At 34.3% G+C, this 17985-nt stretch carries 10 protein-coding genes; 6 read left to right on the top strand and 4 right to left on the bottom strand.

What is annotated here, in order from left to right; genetic code table 11:
* The first annotated feature begins 321 nt into the window (after nt 1-321).
* Nucleotides 322-2067, top strand: coding sequence for a hypothetical protein (locus ABDW33_RS23915; protein WP_343692626.1), 1746 nt, complete (start codon nt 322-324; stop codon nt 2065-2067).
* 281 nt (nt 2068-2348) lie between these two features.
* On the opposite strand, the gene ABDW33_RS23910 is transcribed toward ABDW33_RS23915, so the two are convergent.
* Complete coding sequence (locus ABDW33_RS23910; protein WP_343692625.1) at nt 2349-3611, bottom strand: ATP-binding protein; 1263 nt, start codon at nt 3609-3611, stop codon at nt 2349-2351.
* 224 nt (nt 3612-3835) lie between these two features.
* Here ABDW33_RS23910 and ABDW33_RS23905 point away from each other — a divergent pair, with 224 nt between their 5' ends.
* The 5 genes from ABDW33_RS23905 (at nt 3836) to ABDW33_RS23885 (ending at nt 12209) form a co-directional block, all read left to right on the top strand.
* A complete protein-coding gene (locus ABDW33_RS23905) occupies nt 3836-5167 on the top strand; it encodes a putative phage abortive infection protein (RefSeq protein WP_343692624.1) in 1332 nt (443 codons plus the stop codon).
* Between the two features lie 1053 nt (nt 5168-6220).
* Nucleotides 6221-8404, top strand: a complete 2184-nt coding sequence (locus tag ABDW33_RS23900) for a reverse transcriptase domain-containing protein (RefSeq protein ID WP_343692623.1) — start codon at nt 6221-6223, stop codon at nt 8402-8404.
* Nucleotides 8405-8407: 3 nt separating this feature from the next.
* Nucleotides 8408-9094 (top strand): hypothetical protein, encoded by a 687-nt coding sequence (locus tag ABDW33_RS23895; protein WP_343692622.1) that lies wholly within the window; start codon nt 8408-8410, stop codon nt 9092-9094.
* Between the two features lie 49 nt (nt 9095-9143).
* On the top strand, nt 9144-10952 hold the full coding sequence (locus tag ABDW33_RS23890; protein WP_343692621.1) for a hypothetical protein: 1809 nt from the start codon (nt 9144-9146) through the stop codon (nt 10950-10952).
* Nucleotides 10953-11204: 252 nt separating this feature from the next.
* Complete coding sequence (locus ABDW33_RS23885) at nt 11205-12209, top strand: hypothetical protein (RefSeq protein ID WP_343692620.1); 1005 nt, start codon at nt 11205-11207, stop codon at nt 12207-12209.
* 518 nt (nt 12210-12727) lie between these two features.
* Here the strand turns inward: ABDW33_RS23885 and ABDW33_RS23880 are convergent.
* The 3 genes from ABDW33_RS23880 to ABDW33_RS23870 all read right to left on the bottom strand — a co-directional run bounded on the left by ABDW33_RS23880 (nt 12728) and on the right by ABDW33_RS23870 (nt 17877).
* Complete coding sequence (locus tag ABDW33_RS23880) at nt 12728-13282, bottom strand: hypothetical protein (RefSeq protein WP_343692619.1); 555 nt, start codon at nt 13280-13282, stop codon at nt 12728-12730.
* 684 nt (nt 13283-13966) lie between these two features.
* Nucleotides 13967-15007 carry a serine hydrolase domain-containing protein gene (locus ABDW33_RS23875; protein WP_343692618.1) on the bottom strand — a complete coding sequence of 347 codons (1041 nt, stop codon included), beginning with the start codon at nt 15005-15007 and terminating at the stop codon, nt 13967-13969.
* A gap of 245 nt (nt 15008-15252) precedes the next feature.
* Nucleotides 15253-17877, bottom strand: coding sequence for a glycoside hydrolase family 2 TIM barrel-domain containing protein (locus tag ABDW33_RS23870; protein WP_343692617.1), 2625 nt, complete (start codon nt 17875-17877; stop codon nt 15253-15255).
* Between the last annotated feature and the right edge of the window lie 108 nt (nt 17878-17985).

Genomic DNA, 17985 nt, shown 5'->3' with positions numbered 1-17985 from the left:
TTGTTTTAATCGGAAACAGTCATTTTTGGCAAACTTCCGCATGAAGAACATCCTCCATAACACATTGATTATAAATTAAAAATGGTAAATTTGTTACCGAATTAAAAGGTATCACATAGAGAAGTCAGATAATGAATTGATATAGATTAAAAATCTATATCATGGTTTTTCAGAACTAAGCTATGAAAGATAAAACTGTTTTAAAATACCAACTAGTTGGTATTTTAAAACAACTGTAAAAGTATTACTCTTGTATAAAATCCCCATATGAATCATAACTTACCCCTCCGGCTTTTAATCATTATAATCATTGCCAATTTTATGGCATACGATATTTCGGCTCAAACCCAAAATAATTCTAGTAATCAGGCCCAAACTATTCCAATTAAAACAGAGATTTTCTGGCTAGACCTTTGTAGTCCATCAGAATTAAAATCTGTAACAAGAACACCAGGTAAAATGAAATACCAGGTAAATTGGAAGCATAACCTCACATTCGCTTTAACTAATATTAATCAATTCAAATACGATTATAAAATAAACAGCTTGCCTTTTGCGATGTTCGTAGACACCACGTATGGTACATTTTCCAGCTCCATTAAATCTGCGATAGACTTAAATAATAATGTAAGATTCTTATTTGAAGTAAATGCCAAAGCTCCGACAAAAGAATATTTCAAACTGATGTCAGGTAGAGCAGATTCCCTATTCGACATTTTTAAAAAAGTATCCGTCCGAATGCTTAACATACAAAGCGAATTTAATTTAGATTATAACACTGAGAGGTTCGATTCAATATACTATACCGCCAAAAATAAAAAAATAAAAATAGAGTACGATTCATTATCTAAACAATATCAGAATTTACGGATTGCATTAAGTGATCTAAATAGTAGATTAAACAACTTAATCTCCTACAAAAGTCAGACAAAATCTATTTTAAACCTAATTAACCGCATTATAACACTCGAGAGAAATATGGGAAGTGATGATACCGAAATCCAAATGGTAAATTCCCTAAAAGAAAGAATTGAAAATTCCATTGAAAATAGCTATTACAACCTACCAGATGAATCCGTAAATTCAGAATCAGGAAACCGTATTAATACCCAAAACCCCACACTAGTTGAGTACTATCAGCAAACAGCTCAATTACTAAAGTATATTTTTTCACAATTTGAAAACAAATACATTGATTTACAAAACACTCTACTCGCCAAAGAGTGCAAAAGCTTTAGCAAAGAAGATACAATACGAATAAATAAAGACATTAGAAATTTCTACGTAGCTAAGCAGGCATTTAGCGATCTAAAAGATCAGTATATATTATCTCCATTTCAAAATGACTATCTCGAACAATATTTATTAGTTAATGGCCAGTATTCGGAATACCTGACCAAAAAACTAAGTGGCATCCAGAAAATAGAAATCATGGATTCAATCTACCTCACACCTACCACTACAAACATGAAGAACTTCGATTATATAACAATTCAATTGGAGAAGAAAAACAAATTAACCGATCAACCGGAAAATTACGAGTATAACATTTTCATCAAAGGCGGAATAAAAATAGATTTCAGTGCTGGTATATTTGGCACTTTTCTGAAAAACGATCAATTCTTTACGATAGACTCACTTGATGACCAACAAAATAACACAAACTATAAAATGATCAAAAGAGTCAATAATGGAAAAGCAAATATCGGATTTGGCGCCATGATGAATATTAATTACAGATCTGGAGCATCCTGGCTTACCCCTGGAATTAGTTTCGGTTTAATAACTTCCACTCAACCCAGCCTTCAGTTTATTGGGAGTTTGACACTAGGAATTGGAAAATCTGAAAGGATATTATTTCATGGGGGATATGCACTAGGATTTGTAAAAAGATTAGATAATCTCCAAACCGATGAATACATGCCGGCAATACGGATAGGAGATGGGGTACGTACAGTAGATCAATTTATGGCAAGACCATTTATAGGATTGACTTATAACCTAACAAAACAAAGTGTGTTCAAAGTAACGTCATTTACCACAGCGTCAGAAAATACCAGCAAATAAACTGTATGGAGAATAAAAATCAACTGAACAAATATGAACTCAATTTTCGGGTTTAAAAATTTTTGTGTAGATGCCTTCCCCTATTGTTTGATACCCTGCAGGGAGGGGAAGGGAGCTTGGCTAGGCAGCAGCCCCTTCTCCTGTTTTGGAGTCTGTCAAGACAAGGAGCTGCAATAGACCCAATAACACATGAAATGAAATTCTACAGCCTCCTATTTAATTACCTTATATGATAATATAAAAAATCTACTTAATAACGACGGTATATATTTAGCTTTCTGTTAAGAGATCCTTTTTTTTGAATCGTCTTTACTTATTGCATAACTAGCCAAGAAACCTTTAGGTGTAACTTGAATGGTTTTTCTTCTATTATCAGTTTCGTCAATAGTACTTGTAAGCAATGCAACTCTTTCCAATTCCAGAACATGAGGCCTAAGAGCCGCAAAACTATTAAACTTAAATTTTTCAAAGTCACTAGGCGAAAAGATTCCTCCATATTCAATAATATCTTGAAAAAATTTCAATGCCCTTTGTCCTAATTTGCCCTCAATTGATGTCATGATTGTATTAGCTTCATTTTGCAACCAACTGAAGAACAATTTGGTTTTCTCTTCTTTTATTTCCGGCTTTACTCCAGCATCAACAACATATAGACAATATTGATCACAATAATGAATTGTATTACGAAGGTTTTCGTTAAATACTTCATATAGAAAATCAAATTCATTACCTGACATAGGTAGATAGGCCGGAATTGCTTGATTTGCTGAGTAATATTGAACTCTTCTTTCAAACAGGTCTTTTACATGTTTTCTCTCAACCGAAAATACTTCAACAGGTTTGTGAAGATATCCTTCAAGCCGAGGTGTTGACGCAACGCTTTTAACAATACCTAATGACCCACATAATATCCATCTAATACCATTTAAATTAAAAATCTCATCACGAAGCCGTTCCAATTGTCGCCTTGCTTGCTCGGAAGTCTCAAGCAACTCAAGGTTGTCTATTATACAAACAACCGCGCCACTTCCCTGAGTAGGAAATATTTGCTCCAGCCAAGCCTTAATTTCATTCTTGAAACCTTCGATACCAAATTTCGACTGCCAAAATGATATATCAGTAGAATTTAGTACCATCTCAAAACTTGCAGAACTACTTGGCAACGTGTAACCTAAATCTTTCAATTCATCTGCTCGCTTTAGCAAAGTCTGTGCTACCTCTAGATACAAAGCATTTAAAAAATCTTCTATATTGCTTTCTGCCAGAATTTGAAAAATCTTATTACATGGAATAAAGAGGGTATTCGTTTCTTTCCTATAAAGCATTTGAAGAGAAGTAAATAATGCAACATTAACCAAACTGGTTTTTCCTACTCCGTTTAGGCCCTCAACCGTAACTGAAGAAGGTGGATTATAAAGCCTTCTAAGAATTTGCGCTATTTCATTGTCTCTACCAACAAGTAATGAAGCCCCATTCTGGTCGGATTGTAGAGCAGCAGTGTTAAATGGACTTTCGCGAAAGCCCCAATCTTGATATATATTCATGAACTTAAATACTACTTACATGAATTGAGAGTGTCGTTAGACTCATTTCAAACTCTTAAAAACCTGATTATAAGGCAATATATTATTTTTCATCGATTTGACGAAACAGCGCTAAACTTAGTCTAACTATAGGGAATCTTACGAACGATAACCTAGTTAATCTTTGTTCTCTCAAATTCTGATTATTATCTTATATTTTGATAATTTAGTAGTAACATATACATATGAGCGACATACTATCCCATAACGAAACAGAACAGGATATTTATTTGCGCTACAAAAGGAAGAGGCGACTAAAATATAAGACAAATACAATATATCTTGTTCTGGGGCTTACAATTATTGGTTACTTCATTAATTGGGTTTGTGATCGCCCGTCTGTTTTTCTTCGTTATCCAACACTGGCGCTAGAGAAACTGGCAACGCTTGGTGCCGTAGGTGACGCCAACGGAGGTTTAATGGGTCCACCTATTGCAATTGCAAGCGCGATATTGACATTTTTAGCATTTTTTATCCAATACTTAGCTAATTGGGAACAAAAACATCAGTTTAATTTAAGCCTTGACTTACAACGAAGGCAATACAAAGAAGATAAGTATAATAAGTTCTTAGAGGATGAAAAACAACAAAAAGAAGCACATCGCGAACGGATTGAAAGTCGTTTCTTTGAATTAATAAAGCTTCATAAAGAAAACGTCAATGAGATCTACCTTTCAAATGATTTGTCGGGTAGGAGGTGTTTTAATTCTATGTTTTATGAGTTCAAGTCCGTTTTCGATATAATCATTGAGGTTAAAAAGAACATGGAAAAGCAGATGGGAATTAAATTAAAAAATGTTGATGCAACTTCCATGGCTTATAACATTTTCTTTTTTGGAATTGGCTATAATTCTGAGAAACTTTATGAATCATCTTTCAACGATGATGAATTGAAAATTTTCAATAAAAAAAATATTGATCCAAACTCCTTTCAATTCGAATGTGTGAAAGAGAAACTGGAGACATACAAAAACGAAGTTCAATCATTACTTGAAAAAACGAATTCATTAAATAAGAAAAGGTCGAACTGGCCAATTCATTTTCGATACAAACCTTATGATGGTCATGCAAATTGGCTAGGGCACTATTATAGGCATCTTTTTCAAACAGCTCGATACATTCTTATGGATAAAATTCTGGATCTTCAAGAAAAACGTCAATATTTAAGAACACTTCGTGCCCAATTATCCAACTTTGAACAGTTACTTCTCTTTTATAACGCATATAGTTGGTTCCAAGAAGAGTGGGACCAGTTGTTCACTACATATCGTTTTATAAAAAACATTCCACTTGAATTGGCTGATGTAGGCATTCATCCTAATATTTTTTATGAAAAAGAAATGATTAGTCTTTACCTTAAAAATGGTAAGCAAATGTTATTTGAGGGACAAGGGGATATTTCTAAGCTTGTTCATCAAAGGAATTACGTTATCATTCCGCTAAAGCCGTTAATGAAACCTGAACAGCTTTCAGCAAATCTTAAAAACATTAGTACTTTAAAAATTCTTGGAGAATAAATTCTTAATTAGGAAGCATGTTAACAGATAGATATGAAGATTAATAAATTTATAGATTTATTGAACAAAGCGAAGAGTTTCTCTATTTTAAAAGATGTTCAGAAACAACTTTAGACAAAGTTGAAATAGAAGGGCAAAAATTATTCAGAGAAAAATTTACTGATGAAGAAAATAAGTATCTAAAATCACATGGAGAGAATAAGAAAATAAAACGGCCCGATATTCTTTTATTTCCTGAGGAAGGGAAATGCATAATCATTGAATTAAAAAGTCCTGAAGTAAATGCATCTGAGCATTTGAGCAAATAGACATGTATGCTAGCCTATTTTAAATTATTGCCACGATAATTTAAAAATTAATACATTCTACGGCTATTTAGTTGGCCAAGCTATTGAAGATAGAGATGTATTAGGCCGTGTAGGTACTTTTGAAGTTGCTCCTCATTTTGGATATTTATTCCGGCCGTCTCAAAAAGTCAGAGGATTTGATGGGATGTCTGACGGTTCAATATATACCGAAGTCATACGATATAGAACACTTCTCGACAGGGTTCGCCTGAGAAATAAAATATTTATTGAAAAACTTAATGAAATAACAAAATAATTTATCACGATAATTCAATAATTAATGTCAATTTATAATATCTTAAACGGCAACCTCCAGACAAAAGTCTCATTTTTAACATTTTAGACACGCAAAATGCTAATATATATTGCATTTGCTGTAAAGTATTAACAACATCGATAACCTTAAAAACGAATCTTCAGCCAAAATATATTTATTTTTTTAATACTATTCAGTGAATTATGATTGAAAATTCTATAAATTTAAATATTGGGAATTGAATTAGTTGTTTTTTAACTAACTTGCTAAGTTAATCTACACATTTTATATGTATAACTCTTTGCGAGCTCTACCGAAAATATTGATTAGTCCGTTGGGGAGCTTCCGGTTGCCAAATCGGCGGACGTTGGCTTGGCGCAAGCTTAGCATACAATAAGAAATGTCAGTATAGTAATCGGTGATTCGGCTGGCTATACTTGTTATACTTTTATGGCTATATTCATATACAAAGAATACAAGGTAGAGCCGCAAAGATTTATTTATTATTTAATGAAAATTTCAACAAAAGAAAGAGACCATATCAAAGATTCTTTTCAGAAGCTTGAAAATAGAATGGATTTACTTGATTTATTAAATTATGTCAAGCGTATTTATCTCTCCGATAAATATGTGCCTTTTGAAATCAAGCAATTAACTTATTATAGTAATCCACGAAAAGCACTTAGATACAAAACATTCAAAATTGCGAAGAAAAACGGTGGGCAGAGGATTATAGCCGCTCCTGTCAAAGGGTTAAAACTAATCCAACGTTGTCTAAACATCATATTTCAAATAGTTTATACTCCACATAAATCTGCCACAGGGTTTGTAGCCGGACGATCAATATATGAAAATGCTCTTAGACATGTTAATAGTAATTTTATTCTGAACATAGATTTAAAAGATTTTTTTCTAAGTATAGATCAAGCACGGGTATGGAAAAGAATTCAACTTCCTCCATTTAATTTAGGTACATCAGAAAATCGTTTAAAACTGGCTAATATTATAGCCGCCTTATGTTGTACAAATTTGTTAGTAAGGAGAAAAAATGAACGTGACGAATGGGAAGAAAAAAAACAAAATGTTTTACCCCAGGGTGCCCCAACATCTCCACTGATTAGTAATGCTATATGTGAGAAATTAGATATCAAGCTAACAGCATTATCGAAAAGGTTTGGATTAAAATATTCCAGATATGCTGATGACATTACATTTTCTTCAATGCACTTTGTGTATAATGAGAAATCAGGATTTCTTGAAGAATTATATAGAATCATTATTGAGCAAGGTTTTACTATTAACGATAAAAAATTTAGGATACAAACAATTGGTCACCGTCAAGAAGTAACAGGATTGATTGTCAGTCATAAAGTGAATGTTAAAAGAGAATACATTAAAAATTTAAGACAGATACTTTATTATTGGGAAACCTATGGATTGGAGAAGGCTAATAATATTTTCAAAGAAAATTATGCAAATGAAAAGGGGCATATAAAGAATTTAGAAAACCAAATGCAAAGTATTATTGAGGGAAAGCTAAATTTTTTAAGTGCAATCCGTGGAAAGGATGATAATTGCTATAATAAGCTAAAGACACGATTTAACAAGTTGATACAAGAACTTGAAGGCGAAAATTTATCTGGCTATCTTGATAAAGATAGTGAGAAGTATAGAAATAAATCTTTTAATGCTCCTATAATTCATAGTCCTCAAAGCTTGGTAAAACTGCTGTCCAAATTTTCAGAAAACAACTCTGCACTCAAATATGCTACTCACAGTTGGGAGTCTGGTGTTATGGATGGTCAATTTACCAGTTATAAAAATTTCAAAGAAAAATTAAATATAGAGTTCAAGGAAATAAGTTCAGATTTACGAACACTGAACTATAAACTCTGGTCAAAAATATACTCATTCCTTTTATTGGAAAATCAAAATGGACAATATTCCAGAAAAGGACAATTAACACCATATTCCTGGGGAACACATGGCTTGAATATTGGCTGGTCATCGGTCGAATTAGAAAAGTGGTGTGAAAAAAATCCAGGAAGAGATCCTTATGATTATCCATTGCATGAAAAAAGAATATTCGACAGAACACAGCTGAGTCAGTTCTCTCAAGTTGTTGATATTTTTAAAAACGAAATCGAAATTAGGACAGAGGGAAATAAGTTAGAAAGGATATTTATTGATCTAAGAAAAAAACACCTGGGAGGCGACTTTGTAACTCCTAATTATATCGGACTAAAGCAACTATCATTTTATACCGATGTTGACCTATTAACAAAAGGATTAAACAAAATTTTCCGCGAAATAGGAAAAAGGACTAATTTTCCTAACGTTACCATATCTGCAGAAAATAAAATTAATCTTGGGTTAGTTGAAATCAGTATCCTTCAACATAAATCGTATAATCTTCAGTTAACATCTGATGAAATGATATCATCAATACAAAGTGGAGATTTTGGAGATATTGCGGGATGGTTTAATAATATTTGTGATTGGTCTGTTGAATCAAGATTTAAAGATGGAAATTTTAGAATTAATTTTCTAACTTCTAACAAAAAAGATCCTGCCAAGAAAGGAACTGACAATGTACAAGGTTTTACACATATTTTAAGATTTTACAAACGGTAATGTATGAAAGCTGTATTAATAGAAGATAGACCAGTAAGGCAGAAACAATATCTTGATAAAAACAATGTACTGAGCTTTGAGAAATACAAAGCTAATCTTTATTGTATGGAGCCTGAAGAATTTACAGCATTGAAAAATGACCTTGACAATGACGATTTTTCAAAGCTAAACGATTATGATTTAATTATGTTACATGCATCTGCCTTTTCTCATAATCAGCTAGATAAAATAAAAATTCTTTGCGGAAAGTCTCAAAAGAAGAAAAGTCTTGTATTGTTTTCAGGTGGAATTAGTTCGTCGTTTTATGATGCAGAATCATTCCCCTTTTTAAATATTAATTCCAAAGATTTTTATAGTGTCAATTTGACTTCTTTTTTAGCAAATATAAAGAACAATAATAAGGTCAACTTGTTACTTCTACAATTTGGGGACAAATGGGAAGCAAGTAGATTGATGTCGATAAGAGAAAGGATTGGAGTAGAATTAAACACTCTCTTAAATGAAGAAACACCACTATATAAAGAGGATCTGGAGAGCTGGGTGATGGATAACGAAATTTTAAATGGGTATTTTTTAAACTACAAAAGAGATTCTACCACAGCAGTGTATGAAAGTGCGGAAGCGGAAACTATTCTTCGTGAAATTATAGAATACCTTACTAAATCCATCCAAAAATTCATTCATAACTAATTTCAACCATTATGGTAAAGACTGAAATCTTAAATAACATAATTAGATTATGAGTAGGCCTGTATTGATACATTCCAACAATTCTTCGTTGTTAAGTTTGTTTAGTGAAACTATTCATTTTCAACCTTCTAAAAATTCAAATCTTGATATTGATTCGCAATTAACAGCAACTGTTGAAGATTTGATAAGGAGTAATCCAACTATCATTTTTATTAAGATTTCTCTTTCTTACAATTCATTGGAATTACTTGGAATTAGATTAGCATATCACATCAGATTATCTGGGAATAATTTAATAGAAAAATTACCCATTGTATTCATTGGAGAAGAATCCCTGGATGAATTACTCATTCTCTCAGAGTTATCTGATATTTTTTCGACAAGAGGGATCTACTTAATAAAAGAGAACACAAAGTTTGTAAAACAGATATTTGATTCTACTCATCTTTACCCAGGAATAAAGGAAATTAAGCAATTTATAGAAAGAATCAATGTTTCTCCCCCTGCAAACTATTCAACTCATCACTCAATTACAAACGAATGGGGAATTTTTAGACTATCTCAACTATTCAAATTAGATGATGAGATAAGAAATAATATCGACAAGGCATTAGAAAAGTGTTCAGCCTTACATTCGCTATATTTTAAATTTTTAAGGGCCAAAAGCGGTACACATCAAAAATTTAATAAAGGTAACCAGAAAGAACCTTCTATTCTAGGAATTGAAGGTAAACATATTGTACTTATTGACGATGAACTTGACAAAGGATGGTTTAAGCTGTTGAATACCATATTTACTAAGTCAGGAGCTACTTTTTCAGCATTCAGAGATTTTAGCAAATCATCAAGTAAGGATGATCTTTTAGAAAGCATTCAGTCCTACTTACAAGAACCAATTATTTCGAGTGCTGACTTATTCATTTTTGATTTGAGATTATGTGATGAAGATTTTAACGAAAGAAGCTATTCAAAGCTATCTGCAATATTATTAACTAAATTTATCTTAAGACAAAATCCAGGTAATCAGATTATGATTTTCACAGCTTCAAATAAAATCTGGAATTATAAAGAAGCTATTATTGAATCTGGAGCAATGGGATATGCGGTAAAAGAATCACCAGAATTAAACTATAGTAGGCAAGAATCATCTTCATTATATACGGATTTTTGTCATACCGTCGCGAAAGGTTGTAAAAGATCACATTTGAAGAAATTACACTTGTTAAATGAGATGATTAAACAATCTGCGTATTGGAAAAATCAGATTCATCAAGAATTTTACGATAAGATGGCATCAACCAACGGCTGGCTTGACCAATACTTTAATCTACTAAAATTAGATACTGATAAAGTGCTAAACCAGTGTCTGCTGATACTCTTTCAAATTTTTGAAAATTATAAAGATATATGGAGTACAGATATGAAATCGGGTGTGGGAATAACTCTACGTGACAAAAGTTTTAAGAAAATTTTCACTGAAGTGACGATGCCTTCCACAAGTTCTAATGATCAAAAACAAGCTCATTCATTTATAATTCCTGAATTGGGCAATTATTCCTTCCAAAGAAAAAGCGACGAATCAAATAGGATACTTATTGGGGTTGATTTCGTATCAAAAGAAATACTCATTTCTAGTCACTTCAGTGGCCTTGATAATCGTTTTAATCTTACTGCCGCCGCACTAATGCACTATAATCACAATTTTGAGTTGGAAAAAATAAGAAAATTTATCGAATTAAGATTTTTAAGGAGTAACTTATCAGCTCATGATACTGGAAAAATTGATACTTCCAAAAGAAAAGTAGAAATAGATGACATTCATTTCTTGGTTGGTCTAATCCATGAAATGGGACAATAGAGGAAGGTGGTCTTTTAAAATTAAATAATTCTATAAAATTGAATTTCGCATCCTTAATTTTTATTGACAATACTTATCACGTTATCTGTAGATATAAAATGGAGCAATGCATTTGCTTAAACTTAGAGAGGTCGTTGGGGACTTTCAAATAAATTCCAGTTTTATTTCGAATTCGAGTAAACCTTTAAAAGTTAATTTATTAACAATGCTTAATGTAAATATGATATATCACCTTTATTAAATTCTACCTAAATGAAATCTGCAAATAATAATCCCTTAGGTAATATGTTGAATCCAGGGATTTCTGATAGTGATATAGAAAAAGCGATTAGTAGATCTGGTTATCCTTTACAAACAATTATTGCAAATAAATTACGAGGAAACTTTTTCTGCCAAGAAGAATGGAGCTATTTAGATAGAAATACTAAAGAAATCAGAAGCTTGGACATAATGGCTACCTGTAGGTTATTTGATATTACTGAAAGACAGCCCAGGGTGCGCCCCACGTTAAACTTATTAATTGAATGTAAGCAATCAGAACTCCCGTATGTTTTCTTCCTCTCCCCAGAATCAATAATTACTAATAGTTACCCTAACATATCAGGATTATTTCATAAGTCAATTAAAATATTCACAGATGATTCTCCTAGTACATGGACAATGCCAATATTACATGCCTTGGAACTATCGGAAGATAATTTTTTAATTAATTCAGCTCCAAGTTCGATGACTTTTTCAAAGTGTGTGAGAGCTGGTAAAGAGATCGTACTTTCTGGGAATGAGTCATACCAAAGCTTGGTTCAGCCCCTAATCTCATCATTATTACATTTTGACCAAACTGAGAGGCCGCCTGAAAGCGCTGTTTATTTCGATGCTCATCTTCCATTCGCTATTGGTGTTTTAGATGCTCCTATGATCGGGGTAACTGTCCATGATAATTCACAAGAAACAATTTTTTTACCTTGGATTAGGGTATTTCGACATGAATCATATGAACACAAAAACTCATTTGAAAGGAGCAAAACATATGCTATGGATTTAGTACATAAAGACTTTTTTGAAACCTTTATCGAGAAACACCTTCTTCCATTTGCCTCTAAATATGCCGATTTAATTATTAAACATGATAACGAGCTAGCAGAAGGAAGGGGGTTTGCTAAGGGACTTGAGGAAAATAGTTGGGATAATATTGAGAAAAGATTAGAAATTTATTCTAAGAAAAAGCGATATTCAGGCAAATTCAAAAAATGTACATAAATACTATAGATTAACCACAATTTTCAATTTTTAAATATCATTATAGTAGTAATTATGCATCTTAAATAGATGTTTTCGTGCAAGGAAATTAACAGATACGGAAAACACGAAAGTCATTTTTCGCTGACCAACCTTTCTGAGAAGAAACGGGATTCGAACTTTAAGTATCTATGGAATGAATTTGTCCTTATATTTGCTTCGACAGGTAGAAGTAGTTAGAAAGTGCCAAAAGCCAATCTTTCTCATCGTTTTTAAACCTTTGACAAGCATTCGACAAGCATTCTCCGCAACTAATTGATATTCAGCGCCACGAACGTTCCAGTTCTGGGCACTAAATGGCTCTGTAATCAATTGATTTACAGGGCCATTTTTAATTTATGCTTGTCAATAATTCACAGGTTTTAACGCATTCTATCACTATTATTGACAAGCAGCATAACAAGCAGAAGTTGTCCTACTCCTGACAAAATCAATCCTTTAATTTCTTTCCTATTACCATTTTATAATTGATTTTATTACTACCCTTTCAGCAACTCTATTTTTTGCTTAGCCAGTGTTAATATTGAATCAACATCCATACTATCTCTTAGAAAAATTGTATTATCAGAACCATACCTCTCCAATTTCATATACCAAACTGCCTTTCCTTTATCAATATAGTATCCAATTTGAAAACCATCCTCCGTAACAAACTTATGTTCTAAATAGTCTGAATTATTATTTATATCAACATTAACATCTGCCTTCAAAATTTGAATTGCCTTTATTACCTCAATTAAATCTGAATAAGCAATTGAAGCAGTTGTGTTGCTATACTGTCCGGATTTTTCAATCTGATAAAAATATTCTGATAGTTTTCCGTCACTTATTTTGCAGATTCTTGTTTTACAACTACCTGCATACATCAATTTTAAATCGTCAAGATTATAATCCATCAACTTATAAACAACTCCGGTCTTCGAAGAAAAAGCGTCAAGCTTAGTCGTAGGGGTAACCTTTTCAGCCTTTTTATCTTGAGAATAAACTTCTACCAATAGAGATAATAAAATAATAGTAAAAAATAGCCTTGTCATATTGTATAAATTTTAAAAAATAAATTCTTCACTAGCTAAAAATGAATCCAACATTTCTTCATCCTGTAATCAAAAATAACTATCTAATTGATAAAAATGAGAAATAACGCTAGGGGAAAAATCCGGTTTTTTTAATGCAACTCCAGCTACCACATAGATAGACGTTCGGGTCGGTTTTAATGCAGGTGAAAAGCAGGAAATCTTTGGGGATCTGCATGCAGGAGATACTTTGATAATGAAGCCTACAGAGGAATTAAAAACTGGCACTGTTGTACAGGTGAAAATTTAACCTGATTTGAAGAATTCAGGTTATAATCTCTTAATAAATACTTATAAATGAATTTGTATGCAAGCTATAACAATCATTGCAATTATCGCTTCCGTTTCTTTGCTGTCTTCCTGCAGTAATCAGCGTGGGGAAAATTTCTGATACGCTTGCAAAACCAACCTGTTACGATATCATGTAAACCGGGAAATAGCAAGCTGGATAATGCGAAGATCGAGCAGATAACGGGTATGAAAGGTGTTTTTAAAAATGGAGAATATAACTCACTTGTTTTGAAAAGCGGTTTTTAAGTGCAGTGGGAGAGATATAAATAAACTGAAAGATTGAGATCATTAAACCCAGGTTTGGTATACTTAGCTTCATGACCGTACGCCAATGGTATCGTGCACCTTTTTATTTTATTTCCTGAAATAATAATCTGCCAGCGCATTCAAGATAGCCTGTGGATCCGTCTCATCAGTATTCGTAAGAATAATAATCGAAAGCCCATCATTCACATAACGCACAAACCCGGAAATAAACCCGGTATTAGCTCCATTATGCCCTACCCATTTATGTCCTTTATATTCATTTATCCTCCATCCAAAACCATAGTAATCTTTTCCATCAGACTTGTCAGAAGTTCTAACATACGGTTGCCATAACTTCTCCCAATTTTCTTTCTTAAGAATAATTTGCTCTTCCCTAATCACCTTCTCCCACTTAATCATATCTGAACTTGTAGAAAGAAACCCACCGCTTGGACGTATAGCATACATCGGCGTAGCATTCACAAGCGTATCATGCTTGTGCATATACCCCACAGCACGGTTAGGAATAATCAAACTAAAATCAGTCACATAACTATCCTTCATCCCAGCCGGTACAAACAACTGATCATGTATATAATCCGACCATGGCATCCCGCTTACTTGTCTTATAATATCAGCCAGCATGAAATAACCTAAATTACAATACTCATATTTTTCCCCCGTTTTAAAACGCAGCGGTAAATTGTAAGCAGACCTGATAACATCTATATCGGGTTGTATTATGAAATTATTATACGCAGGCCCCTCTCTTTGCAACCCTGATGTGTGGTTTAGCAGATTTTTTATTGTAATTGGCCGCCATGTTTCAGGAGCATCAGGGAAATACTTATGTACCGGATCCTCAATATTAAGTTTACCATCCTGCATTAATTTCATAATAGCAGTTGCAAAAAACTGTTTACTCACAGACCCTAGTCTGATGACAGTCTCAGAAGTCACAGGTACGTTTAATTCCACATTGGCTAATCCATAACCTTTGTTCACGACAGGTTGTCCATTTTTAATGACAGCCAGTGAGAGGCCAACAATTTTTTGCTTATCCATCATTTGTTTAACGATGATATCAGTACTGTCTATTTGTGCAAAAGACACTGATGGCAGCAAGAGCAAAAGCAGGAATTTTATCATGTTGACATATTATCGACATAAATTAAGACATTCCCATAAATATTAATAGCAGAATAAAGAAAAAATCTCACACCTAAGGTGATGGATATTTAATTTTAGTAGTTCTTCTCAATCCTTATGAAAGATCACGGCCGCCAATCTGATATTTATCAGCGAATAATGCTTACTTTTTGTTATTTAAAATACCCCCATCATGATTCTGTACTTTCACGATTTGGCCGCATGAATGTGAATCCTACTTGATGCTATTGTAAAACCGCACCAGTTACACTTACTTCTGATATAGCCGATTTAAGGTTATGAACAAAACTTATTCTTATATATCGACCTTCGGCATTGATATTTTTCAAGCTCTTTGTTTTCTCCTTTTGCAAGTTATCGGATAAGTCTGATATTAATTTCCATGTTTTCTGGTCATCACTGATTTCAATCTTGTATTGATAGACCTCCTCAGCAGGAAATGTAATCATTAAATCTTTTAAGGCTAGCTTTTTCTCTGTATCTAACGTCCATTTCGGATAGGCATCGCTATCATTGGGCTGCCACCATGTATCAGAATCACCATCAGCAGCGTAGCCTGGTAGATGATTTTGACTAAAACTACTGGCGAAGGTCGGATTATTACGTCCGAATACCTGCAATTCTATTTTTTGGTTTTCTTTGGCAAAACGTATATAAGGACGATCTCTGACCTTAAGTTCAGGCCGATATGGACGCTCGCCTTTAAAATCAATAATTAATTCTGCGGCAGGCAGTCCGGGAGAAGTTGCGCGAATTACGGATTTTCCCGCAAATTGGGAACGAAGTTCTATCGCTGCCTGGCCGTCCATGATTCTGATATCGCTCTTTTCACTAAAATTAATGGAAGTACCTGTAGGAAATTCGCCAGGACCGGAAACCACTTCGAACTTTACATCAGGACTGTTGCTTAATGGCTTCCCATCTTTATCCATCACTGTCACCAGCACGCGAACATCGTCCGTGCCGTCTGTTCCAACGTCTCGTTTATCTGCTTCCAGGCGCAAAGCTGCAGGCTTACCTGTTTTGGGCCACTCAGGAGGGGGGATACCTCTGTAATGATTGCGATACCAATACCATGCACGTTTGGGAATACGGAAATAATCAATAATGCCAAGCTTTGCCATGCCTGCACCGGCAATAGAACCGTGGTCAAAAGCACACCAAAGCGATTGACCGCTTCTCCAGGGATGTACAGGTTCTCCATTATCTTTGGAAAGGTCCCCCCAGCCGGGCTCGTACTTGCCAGGCCGTTCCGAAAAGGTTCCACCATATTCGGAAACCATATTTGGTATGCCTGGATCTTGAAAAATCGCGATCGCACTGCCATCACCATTGTAACCTGCCACATCTCCAATCTTATCAATTCTGTTACTGTCAATAGGACGTTGTGCGCCGCCTACGGCAGCAACCCTGGTAGGGTCAATTTCATGTGAAATTTTGATTAACTTACTTAAAAGCCCTCTCATGGCAGCAACGGTATGGGGGGCAGTAAAAAATGGCTCATTGGAGACACTCCAAATAGCAATCGAAGGGTGATTGCGGTGCATCTTTACCATTTCCTGGAATTGTTGCTTTACGCTAGCTTCGAAAGCTGCTGTGTCCTTACTGTCTAAGGGATATGCACTGCCGTTCCAATAGCCATCAGGTACATTGTCACTACCACCAATTCCCCAAAAAGGATTTTCTGACCAAAAAATAATACCTAACCGATCGCAAGCGTCGACAAACGCAGGGTCGTGCGGATAATGTGATCCGCGAATAAAATTAAAACCTGCATCTTTAACCATTTTTACATCGCGGAAGAAACCTGCATTGGTCACCGCATCACCCCAGCCAGCATGGTCTTGATGAACATTGGCTCCCCGCAGGTACAGATGTTCCCCATTTAGAAAAAAGCCCTTATCCGCAGTCCACCGGAATGTCCGGACACCAAAAACGGTTTTGTATTGATCTATTATTTTGTTGGCAATAGATATTGAAGTAACTGCAGTATAGAGGTACGGGTGATCAGGATGCCATAAAAGCGGCTTTACAATTGTTCCAACGTCTTGGGTAATCGTTTTTACCGATTGCGCCCCAATCAGTTCAGATGAGGTATAACTGGCTACTACCTTGCCATTGCTGTTTACCAGATCAGTCCGTATTTGAATATTTTGATCATGTTTTGTTTCATTTTTGACATCCGTTTTAACCAAAACCTTTGCACGTTCCTTGGTAACAACGGGAGTTTGCACAAAAGTACCATAGAGATCAACATGGATAGGATTAGTGACGACCAGACGAACATCCCTGTAAATACCTCCTGAAAAAACATGCTCTCCTGCTCTGGGGGCAAGCTGAGGATTCCAAAGATTATTGACCCTCACGGAGACAATATTATCTCCGGGTCTCAATGCTTTAGTTACATCTATCGAAAACCCGGTGTAACCACCCTTATGTTCTCCCACAAAATTGCCATTAACAAATATCTCGGCTTGTTGAAATACTCCTTCAAACTCTAATGAAACAATTTTATACTGAAAGCCTTTAGGTGCTAAAAAATGTTTCCGATACCAGCCATATCCAACATAAAACTCCGGAGACATAAAATAGGGCGTGCTGAAAGAGTGCGGTAAGCTGGTCAGTTCCCACAGCCTGTCATCAAACACAGCATTTTCCGCTCCTTTAGAGTCACCTATTTTAAATTTCCAGTTTGCATTGAAGTTCTTTGATAATCGGCTTTCTTGCCCGTTGTCCGCCAGGCTATTTTTATTTACCTGTCCCCAAACCGGATCTATGGATGAACTTAGAAAAAAGATTACAAGTAAGTATTCAATTGGTGGAAAAAAAACAGATTTATAGTTTTTCATAATTACAGTTAAGTCTATAATTAGTTAGTACAGTGTGAATTTTTATACGAATCGCCGCAAACAATGGAACAAGATAGGAAGGTATATCTGTAAAAATTTCTATTTAAA

The sequence above is a fragment of the Chitinophaga sp. genome (assembly GCF_039596155.1).
Classification (GTDB): domain Bacteria; phylum Bacteroidota; class Bacteroidia; order Chitinophagales; family Chitinophagaceae; genus Chitinophaga.
Note: the sequence above shows the minus strand (reverse complement) of the source record. Positions and strands in the feature narration are given on the sequence as shown.